Origin of the sequence: Acinetobacter harbinensis, assembly GCF_000816495.1 — a bacterium.
Lineage (GTDB): Bacteria > Pseudomonadota > Gammaproteobacteria > Pseudomonadales > Moraxellaceae > Acinetobacter > Acinetobacter harbinensis.
Genome location: NZ_JXBK01000001.1, coordinates 90,551 through 99,483 on the forward strand (window position 1 = coordinate 90,551; position 8,933 = coordinate 99,483).

The 8,933-nt window shown below is 42.3% G+C and carries 10 protein-coding genes; 5 read left to right on the forward strand and 5 right to left on the reverse strand.

The annotated features are described in order from the left end of the window. Positions 1 to 236 precede the first annotated feature (236 nt). Positions 237 to 797 (reverse strand): hypothetical protein, encoded by a 561-nt coding sequence (locus tag SE27_RS00525; RefSeq protein WP_039619915.1) that lies wholly within the window; start codon positions 795 to 797, stop codon positions 237 to 239. A 176-nt stretch (positions 798 to 973) separates the two neighbouring features. Here SE27_RS00525 and SE27_RS00530 point away from each other — a divergent pair, with 176 nt between their 5' ends. After that, positions 974 to 1,603, forward strand: coding sequence for a class I SAM-dependent methyltransferase (locus SE27_RS00530; RefSeq protein WP_039619917.1), 630 nt, complete (start codon positions 974 to 976; stop codon positions 1,601 to 1,603). Positions 1,604 to 1,724: 121 nt separating this feature from the next. Here the strand turns inward: SE27_RS00530 and SE27_RS00535 are convergent, their stop codons facing one another. After that, the gene (locus SE27_RS00535; protein WP_039619919.1) at positions 1,725 to 2,192 is read right to left on the reverse strand and encodes a Holliday junction resolvase-like protein; all 468 of its coding nucleotides are present in this window, start codon (positions 2,190 to 2,192) and stop codon (positions 1,725 to 1,727) included. A 116-nt stretch (positions 2,193 to 2,308) separates the two neighbouring features. On the opposite strand from SE27_RS00535, the gene SE27_RS00540 reads away from it, so the two are divergent. The 4 genes from SE27_RS00540 to SE27_RS00555 all read left to right on the forward strand — a co-directional run bounded on the left by SE27_RS00540 (position 2,309) and on the right by SE27_RS00555 (position 5,458). Further along, positions 2,309 to 2,950 carry a ParA family protein gene (locus SE27_RS00540; RefSeq protein ID WP_039619920.1) on the forward strand — a complete coding sequence of 214 codons (642 nt, stop codon included), beginning with the start codon at positions 2,309 to 2,311 and terminating at the stop codon, positions 2,948 to 2,950. A 139-nt stretch (positions 2,951 to 3,089) separates the two neighbouring features. After that, positions 3,090 to 4,208, forward strand: coding sequence for an AI-2E family transporter (locus tag SE27_RS00545; RefSeq protein ID WP_162481313.1), 1,119 nt, complete (start codon positions 3,090 to 3,092; stop codon positions 4,206 to 4,208). Between the two features lie 117 nt (positions 4,209 to 4,325). Next, positions 4,326 to 4,889, forward strand: a complete 564-nt coding sequence (sodC, locus tag SE27_RS00550) for a superoxide dismutase family protein (protein ID WP_039619923.1) — start codon at positions 4,326 to 4,328, stop codon at positions 4,887 to 4,889. A 272-nt stretch (positions 4,890 to 5,161) separates the two neighbouring features. After that, the gene (locus tag SE27_RS00555) at positions 5,162 to 5,458 is read left to right on the forward strand and encodes a DUF3817 domain-containing protein (protein WP_039623705.1); all 297 of its coding nucleotides are present in this window, start codon (positions 5,162 to 5,164) and stop codon (positions 5,456 to 5,458) included. A gap of 95 nt (positions 5,459 to 5,553) precedes the next feature. Here SE27_RS00555 and craA read toward each other — a convergent pair whose 3' ends face one another. The 3 genes from craA to SE27_RS00570 form a co-directional block, all read right to left on the reverse strand. After that, positions 5,554 to 6,783: a chloramphenicol efflux MFS transporter CraA gene (craA, locus tag SE27_RS00560; RefSeq protein WP_039619924.1), complete on the reverse strand. Its 1,230-nt coding sequence runs from the start codon at positions 6,781 to 6,783 to the stop codon at positions 5,554 to 5,556. A 458-nt stretch (positions 6,784 to 7,241) separates the two neighbouring features. Then, the gene (locus tag SE27_RS00565) at positions 7,242 to 7,622 is read right to left on the reverse strand and encodes a hypothetical protein (RefSeq protein ID WP_039619926.1); all 381 of its coding nucleotides are present in this window, start codon (positions 7,620 to 7,622) and stop codon (positions 7,242 to 7,244) included. A 98-nt stretch (positions 7,623 to 7,720) separates the two neighbouring features. Continuing rightward, positions 7,721 to 8,933 (reverse strand): FAD-binding oxidoreductase (locus SE27_RS00570; RefSeq protein ID WP_455549948.1); only part of this gene is annotated, 1,213 nt, incomplete at its 5' end.

Genomic DNA, 8,933 nt, shown 5'->3' on the forward strand with positions numbered 1-8,933 from the left:
TTTATTTATTTTGGTCTATTACTGAGAAATTTAACCCAGATTCACCTGCTTGAGGCTGTTCACTAAAGCAGGTGAAAAAGCACATTGCGTTCAAAGCAAACAATCTGCAGATTGAGCCAGCAAATAGCTTCAACAATTCAGTGATGTTTCACGTGAAGCCCATGTTAATAATCTGCTCTGCGCAGTAAACATCAGACCGCTAATTCAAAGGGCTATTGAACAGGCTTTGTTAAAGCTTAACTTTTTACTTTTTCAATCCATTCAATCGAGCTAACCCGAAACAATTCACATGCCCCGTCTCCGGTATCTGTTGGGGTAAGCGAAGACGTCCAGACCAAATCTTTGTCTTTAATTTCTACCAACTCACCTTTTAAGCGCACCAAATCACCGCGTTTTACATGTTTAATTTGTTTGGCAATATCCGGATTGGCAGGAATAATGTGCATATTCGATACCATCTGCATGGCCTGTTCTTTGGGTACCGGTAAGCGATCAATTTTCCAATTTAAATAGCGATCATATTGATTCACCGAAATATGACGTGCAATTTCAGGTTCAGCAAACAATCCCCAACTGACGGCGTAATCAATCGGCGAGAATTTGGCTTGCTCGTCATTGCGATACACTTTTGAACCCAAAATACGAAAATCACCTTTAAAGGCTTGAAGGGTCTTAATGGATTGGTCTTTCACCACCGGCGGCAAACCTTTGGAAATATTATGATCGACAGATGTGCTGGCGCGAACTTGTAATATGCTGCTGGCCAATAAAGCACTCAAGAGTAATTGTCTAATCATCTGCCCACCTCAAAATAATGTCTTCTTTCATGTTTTATCTTAAAGGCTGCCAATAAAATCACCATAGACAGTTGGTAACAATAGCACGCTATTTGGTCACTTTTTTGTCTTATGAATTCAGCGAAATATCCTTTAATCTAAAGCCATACCGCCCTTAAAAAAAAATGAATCGCCTTATGCTTTATCGATTGTATCAGCAACATATTTTCCCGCATGTGCTCAATCACGTGATGCAAACCCCTAGTCTAATCCAGCAACGTGAAAAGTTACTCGCACCGATTCGTGGACAAGTCTTGGAAATAGGCTTTGGCACAGGCATCAATTTGCCCTTTTATCAACAGGTCGATACTGTGTATGCGCTTGAACCGAATGCTGCGGTATATGCCTTGGCCGCAAACCGTGTGCATGAAAGCGCCATTGCTGTACAGCACATTCAAGCTCGTGCAGAAAAGCTGCCCTTTGCTGATAACAGTATTGACCATATTGTCAGTACGTGGACACTGTGCAGCATTGAAAATTTACCACAGGCATTAAATGAATTACACCGTGTTTTAAAACCCGCCGGCACTTTGCATGTGCTCGAGCATGTGCAATATCACGATCAACCGCAGCTTAAATATCTACAAAATTTACTCACACCGCTGCAAAAACGTCTGGCAGATGGCTGTCATCTTAATCGTAATATTGAGCAAGCCTTAAAACAGGCGCATTTTAGCTTCAACGAACTGCATTATTTCGATGCCGCTGGCGTGGTCAAAATTGCACGGCGTATGTTGTTTGCTCGCGCGGTTAAAATAGCAAAGTGAGGGTTTAAATCATGCACTGTCAATTAAAAAAACTGCACGATATGCATATAAATGTTAATCCAATGCAGAGCATTTAAAATCTATTGAAGGGTCATTAAGTTTAAATCTAGGCAAACTGCGCTTAATCATCGAATTGAATGCGCAAGGTTTCAAAACGCACTCGACCTTCGGCCACCGCTTGAGCAATTGCCTGCTGACCTTTGGTTAATCGTGCGCCACCACTTTTAATATCCATCAACACCACTTCAATATCCTCAGCACGTCCTTCACCATCGCGAAAATGGCTATAGCCATTGAAAACCACATAATCAATGGGATCACCTAAAAACTTGGCATCGCTGGGCAAGTATTGAAACTGCGGCATAATCGGCGCCATTTGTTCAGCCATTTTGCCTTTTAGCACCGCACGACTGGTATTGACACTGCGTTTTTTTGCTGCAATTAAGGCCAGCTCATGCTCTCGGGCTAATTCAGTAATGTACTGCTCATACTCAGCTTTAATTCGTCCATTACGGGTTTGGGTTAAAATGAGGGTGGTCAGTACCACACCAATACAACCGCCAATTAACATCGCCATCCAAATGGACATGGTTTTCCTCAGAGTTAAAATAGTAGCAGCGCCCTATGAAGGCTTTAGCTTACAGCCCTATTTGCGCCAGCAAACAATGATATGCTAGCAGCAAGCAGAATAAAATCGTCAGGCTCATGAAAACAATTTTAATTGCAAATCAAAAAGGTGGCTGCGGAAAAACCATGACCGCCATTAACTTAGCTGCAGCTTTAGCACAAAAAGGCTATCCGGTGGCCTTGGCCGATAGCGATCAGCAAAAATCCACTTTGCACTGGCTCAAATTACGCCCTGAGCAGCAGGTCAAGATTCAAAGTTTAGATTGGCGCAGCACAAAAAACCGCCTGCCACCCGCGGATCTACAATATTTAATTATTGATACGCCCGGCATTGCTTTAGATGCCTCGTTACAACACCTGATGGCAGAAGCGGATACCATTATTGTGCCGCTGCAACCGTCCTTTTTTGATATTGACAGCACACGGCGTTTTTTAAAAAAAATTCAAAATCTTAAGCGGATTCGTAAAGGTAAAATACAGGTTTTACTGCTGGCCAATCGGGTTCGTGCCAACAGCGCCAATGCCAAAGATCTACAGGATTTTTTTAATCAAATTGAACAACAGCCTGTGGCTTGGATTACCGAACGCAGCGCCTATAGTCAATTGGCCATGCACGGTTTGAGCATATTTGATCAAAATCAAAAAAACTATATCAGCATGCAACAGCAATGGCAGCCGCTGTTAAATGCCATTATTGAAGATCCGAGTAAATGGTTCTAAGCACACATTCAGCCGCCCTGTAGCACTAAAAGCAGAGTGGTTTAAATATTATTCATGCCAAGTTACTGAGCTTTCATTTTCGCCAGCTTACTTTTTCAGTTAAGATGAGATCGACCTTCGATACCGATCAGTGAATGCAGTGCAACAATACGCGCCAACCTTACAGAAAGTATTATTATTTGGATTGTTCTTTATCCTGATTTTTTTGAGTTTTAATATTCTCAAATACTTTATTGTGCCGGTATTATGGGCAGCCATCATTGCCTATATGACTTGGCCTTGCTATCAATATATTTATCGTTTGTGCGGTTCACGTGCAACCTTAAGCGCCACGATCATGATCAGTCTGATTATTCTATTGATTGGTATTCCTCTGACCTTCGGAATCTTTATGCTGCAACATGAAGGTCGCAATGTTTATTACGAATTACAAAAACAAGTCTTCTCTGGCCATCTAAATGTGCCGCAATTTATTCGTGACTTGCCGTTTATTGGCAAAGAAGTCAGCCGCACCTTGCATGACATCAACACCGATCCCAACAGTATTATTCAAACCGTTTCCACGTGGATTCAAGGCCATCTTAACTACGGTCGCTTCGTGCTCAATGAAATTGGTAAGAATATCGTTAAGCTGTGTTTTGCCATTATGTCGTTGTTCTTTTTCTACCGCGATGGTCAAACCATTTTAAATCAGGTCAGCAAAGCCTTAGAGATGGTGATTGGGCCACGAATTCATCATTATTTAGACACTATTTCGGAAACCACACGTGCCGTGGTTTATGGCGTTGGTCTGACTGCGGTGGCACAAGCGGTATTGGCCGGTTTAAGTTATTTTGTGGCGGGTGTTCCTAACCCGATGGTCCTGACCATTGTCACCTTCTTACTCGCACTGATTCCCTTTGGCACACCGCTGGCGTATGGTGCAGTGTCTTTGTGGCTATTCTCACAAGGTCAAACGGTTGAAGCCATTGGGGTAATGGTCTGGGGCGTTGCCATCGTCAGTACCTCCGATAACGTGATTCGCCCTTTGGTGATCTCTGGTGCCACACAAATCCCATTCTTGCTGATTATGTTCGGGGTGTTGGGTGGGATTGCCAGTTTTGGCTTGGTCGGTCTGTTTATCGGCCCTGTAATTTTGGCCGTGTTACTGGCCATTTGGCGTGAATGGCTGCATGAAACCAATGAAATTGCTGTATTGATGATGCCAGATGCGAGTATGGCTTATGATTTAGACGAGCCCAAGCTGCCCCCTGAGTAACGAAAATCACCGATAATCAGCTCAATGCTACATTTAGACACTCAACTGCTATTGCGCTATATCTAAGAGCTTGCTTGAATAAGTCAAGTTGATTATAAAATACAAGGATGTAACGCTATGTCATTGTCATTCTTAAAATCCAGCACGCTGGCCGCGGTGGCCAGTTTAACCCTTGCCGCCTGTAGCCATATAGCGACTTTTACCGGCACATCCGGCGCGCAAATTACAGAAAAAGTTACTGTACATGCCGTCTCTGCACAAGGGATTGGTCAAGCCATTGGCACCATCGAATTTAAAGACAGTGCCGCCGGCTTGGTCATGATGACTCAGTTATCTCAACTGCCGTCTGGGCCACATGGGTTTCACATCCATGAAAAAGGTTCCTGTGATCCGGCTGTAAAAGACGGCAAAATGGGGGCTGCCTTGGCCGCAGGTGGTCATTTCAATCCAATGCATATACAACATCACGGCACACCGCTGAATGGCCACTTAGGTGATTTGCCACTGTTAAACGTAGATGCGCAAGGCAAAGCCAATCTGACCTTAATTGCACCGCGCTTAACCTTAGCCGATATTCACGGTTTGGCGGTGATGATTCATAGCGGCGGCGATAACTATGCCGATCAGCCTAAACCCTTAGGCGGTGGCGGCGAACGTATTGCCTGTGGCGTGATTCAATAAGCATGTATAGAATAAATCCTGAAGACAGGCAGATTAAAAATCTGCCTTTTTTATGTCTCAGATTTAAATTGAATGCCATCCATCAATCTATTTAAAAACAAACAAAGATTTACCTTGTTTAAGGTTGCGCGCTTTTAATCAGTATTTTGCCTAGCACGGATAAACGGACACTTCGCCCCATCAATTTGCATGCAAAGTTAATGCTGTTATTCCATACAATCTGTAAGAGATTTAGTCTACACTGACGCTTGATTCATTTTGTTAATATGACCATGGATATTAAAGCATTACGTTTAGTCGGATTTTTAGAAGGCCTTTCCTTTTTACTGTTGGTGTTTATTGCAATGCCGATGAAATATATCTGGGATCAACCGCTGTTAGTGAAATACGTCGGTATGGGGCACGGCGTATTGTTCATTGTATTTTTATTGGTGTTGTTTGCGGTATGTGAAAGACAAAAATGGTCGCTTAAAATGTTTTTATTGGGCTTTATGGCCTCTATTTTACCGTTTGGGCCGTTCTTTTTCGATCATAAATTAAAAGCATTTCAACGTCCTGTAGCTGAATAAAATCCGTACAACTGCATGCTCAAGCAGTTGTTGTGGTTTTAATCCGCGTTAAAAAAGGCCTTTCAAGGCCTTTTTTTTGACTATATTTTAAAAACTTAAAACTGACCTTGCTCGACCCGCTCACTCATGACTTTTTTAAGCGCAGCACGCGGCAAACTAAACCACAGCGCAATTAAAATAAAGCAAGATAAGCTGTAACCAGCCAACTGAAATTGCTCATACAGCATTCGCACCAATTCAATAATAAAGAAGAAGCTAAACATCATCAGCATCGAAACCGCGGCAGCAACCGTTCCTTTGGATACAGAAGAGGACATCAGTGCAAAGCGAAACAGAATAGAGAAACTGATGCCTTCACCAAAGCTGACCAAGGTCATACCAATAATCAAGCAATAGACCAAATAAGCCGGCCAAATAATACCGGCCACCAAAACCAGTGTGCCGAATAACATAATCGGCAAACCAATCAAGACCGATTTACCCAAAGGCAATTTATCAATAATTTTTATGAGTACAATATTACCCAAAATTAAGCCGCCCAAGACCGGAAATTGCGCCAAACCATATTGCATGCTGCTAAAGCCTAACTCTTCCACCAACATCACCGGTGACAGTGCAATCCACAGCATTAGTGGCATGGCCACCATTGGTAGAGCCACACTTAAAGCCAGAAAGCGTTTATTTTTATACACCTGCTTAAAATCATCAAAAATATAACGTAACGGTTGTTTCGGAATGCTCAGTTTGGTGTTCGGCATTTTGGCGTTTAAACCAAACCAACTGAGAAAAGCTAAAAAGGCAATCCCAATAAAGCCCCAATGCCAAGAGACATGATCAATTAAGAATGCCCCCACCACCGGCCCCAGTAACGGCGCAAGCAGAGAGATATTGGCCATCAGTGCCATGACTTTAATGGCATCGCGCTCTTCAAAAGTTTCTTGAATAGCGGCATATCCCACCGCTGAAATTACGGTTAAGCCAATGCCTTGTAAAAAGCGCAGTGCTAAAAAAGATTGAATATTTGTGGTTAATAAAATCAATAAGCAAGTTACCACAAAAAATAATACGCCCGTCAATAACACTTTTCTGCGCCCTAAACGGTCAGACAAAGGCCCCAGCAGCCATGCCACACATGCACCGCCCAGCAAATAAAATGACATAGAGGATGGCGCCCAACTGCTGCTCACGCCAAAGTCTTTGGTAATGGCCAGCATGGCCGGTTGCACCAAGTCATTGCCGATATAAACGGAAAATTCGAAGAGCACTAAAGCCAATGGGAACATCAATGTGGCACGATTTAAAGTCGTGGTTTGAACTTTTTGCATGGTTTTCTACATAGAGTTATAGGCTTGTGGAGCGGTACTATATTTTTCAGGGAGAATAGCATTCGCCCAATGACAAGCACTGAGTTTTTAAATTAAATTTCAAGAAATGCGCTGAAGTAATCAGTGACTAAGAACAACGGTGTTACACGCTAGCTGAATAGACAAAAATAATGACAGGAAGATGAGCATCGCTCAAATAACCCTACCGAATTATTTGAGTTGCTCTAGTTTAGCAGAGACGGTTAAACGAAAGACATCAAGCTTTTGCAATTTTTGGTAATTCAACTGGTTGTATCTTATTAAGCTCTGCAAGATGGGGATTAGGTTCAAATTTAAGCCATTACCGCTCATTAAAATATTCATTATTTTTCTATTTCCAAATAAAAAAGCGCATCAACTGATACGCTTTTTATGAGTTTAGATTGCTTAATTTCAAGTCAAATCAAATCAAATTTTTATTATGGACATAATGCCGTTTGAAAGCCTTTATTTTTACCACGTGCACACTGGTAAGTTTTTTGCGTATCTTGCAATTTCCACTGTTCTTTTACATTTTTAAAGCTATATGTGGTGCGAATCGCATGCACCGAATCATCCATTAAACCGGTTTGTGTCACAATCACTTGTGCCGCTGTAGGCGATTCTGCACGGTTAAACACCTGACGCACATCCATATTAGAGGATGCTTTTTTTAAGTCTGGATGAATGTTTAACACCTGTTGTAATGGCGTGGCAGAATCAGATGAACCGATATGGACTTTATCCATCAATTTTTCCGTCGTGGCACAGCCCGACATTAAGCCTACACATAGGACAGCAGTAGATAATAGACGTAACATTGAGAAATTCTCCCCATAAAAAAAGGCATCGCAATAATAATGCCATGCCTTTATTTTTTACACGATGAACTTTATGTAGTTACTCGTTTAAGCGGTCTTTATAAATCGAATAATTTACCCGGATTCATAATACCATTCGGATCAAAGACTTTTTTCAAGGCTCTCATATATTCAATTTCTTCAGCAGAGCGACTGTAACCCAAATAAGGTTTTTTGGTCATACCCACGCCATGTTCAGCAGAAATTGAACCGTCATATTTTTTGACCGTTTCAAAGACATATTTATTCACCACCTGACACTTCGCAAAGAACTCATCTTTGCTTAAGTTGGCTGGTTTTAAAATATTTAAATGCAAATTACCGTCACCAATATGACCAAACCAACACACTTCAAAGTCAGGGTAATTGGCTTCTACAATGGCATCTATTTCTTTAATAAATGCTGGCACATGGGTAATCAAAACGGAAATATCATTTTTATACGGGGTAAACGGTGCGATAGATTCAGAGATATCTTCGCGTAAACGCCATAAGCTCTGCACTTGGTCTAAGCTTTGGCTCATCACGCCGTCCAACACCCAACCCTGCTCCATGCAATGCTCAAAGATTTCCATCGCCGTATCCATAATCGGCTCATACGGCGCTTCAAATTCAAGCAACACATAAAATGGACACGGCGTTTCAAATGGACGTTGTACATGCCCATGATCCAGAACTTTTTGCATCGCCAGTTCACCAAAGAACTCAAAAGCGGTTAAATCAATTTTGCTTTGGAAGGCATGTAACACCGGCATAATTGAATCAAAATCTGGAATGCCCAGCACCAACACTTGAAGATTATGCGGTTGACGTTCCAGTTTAATTTCAGCTTCAGTCACCAAGCCTAAAGTACCTTCACCACCAATAAATAGATGTTGTAACGCATAGCCAGTGGCATTTTTCACCATGCCTTTATTTAAGCGCAGTACATCGCCTTTACCGGTCACCACGGTTAAACCCAGCACCCAGTTACGCGTCATACCGTATTTAATAACTTTAATACCGCCTGCATTGGTACCGATATTACCGCCAATTTGTGATGAACCTGAAGAGGCAAAATCCACTGGATAATACATGCCGTGTTCAAGCGCATAATTCTGTAATTGTTCCGTCACCACACCGGCTTGTACACGTACCATGCGATCTGCGGGATAGAAGTCCAAAATCTGGTTCATGCGATCCATACTGACCACAATTTCACCGGCCGCCGCTACAGCACCAGCGGATAAACCGGTACGACCACCGGATGGCGTAATGGCCACATTAAACTGA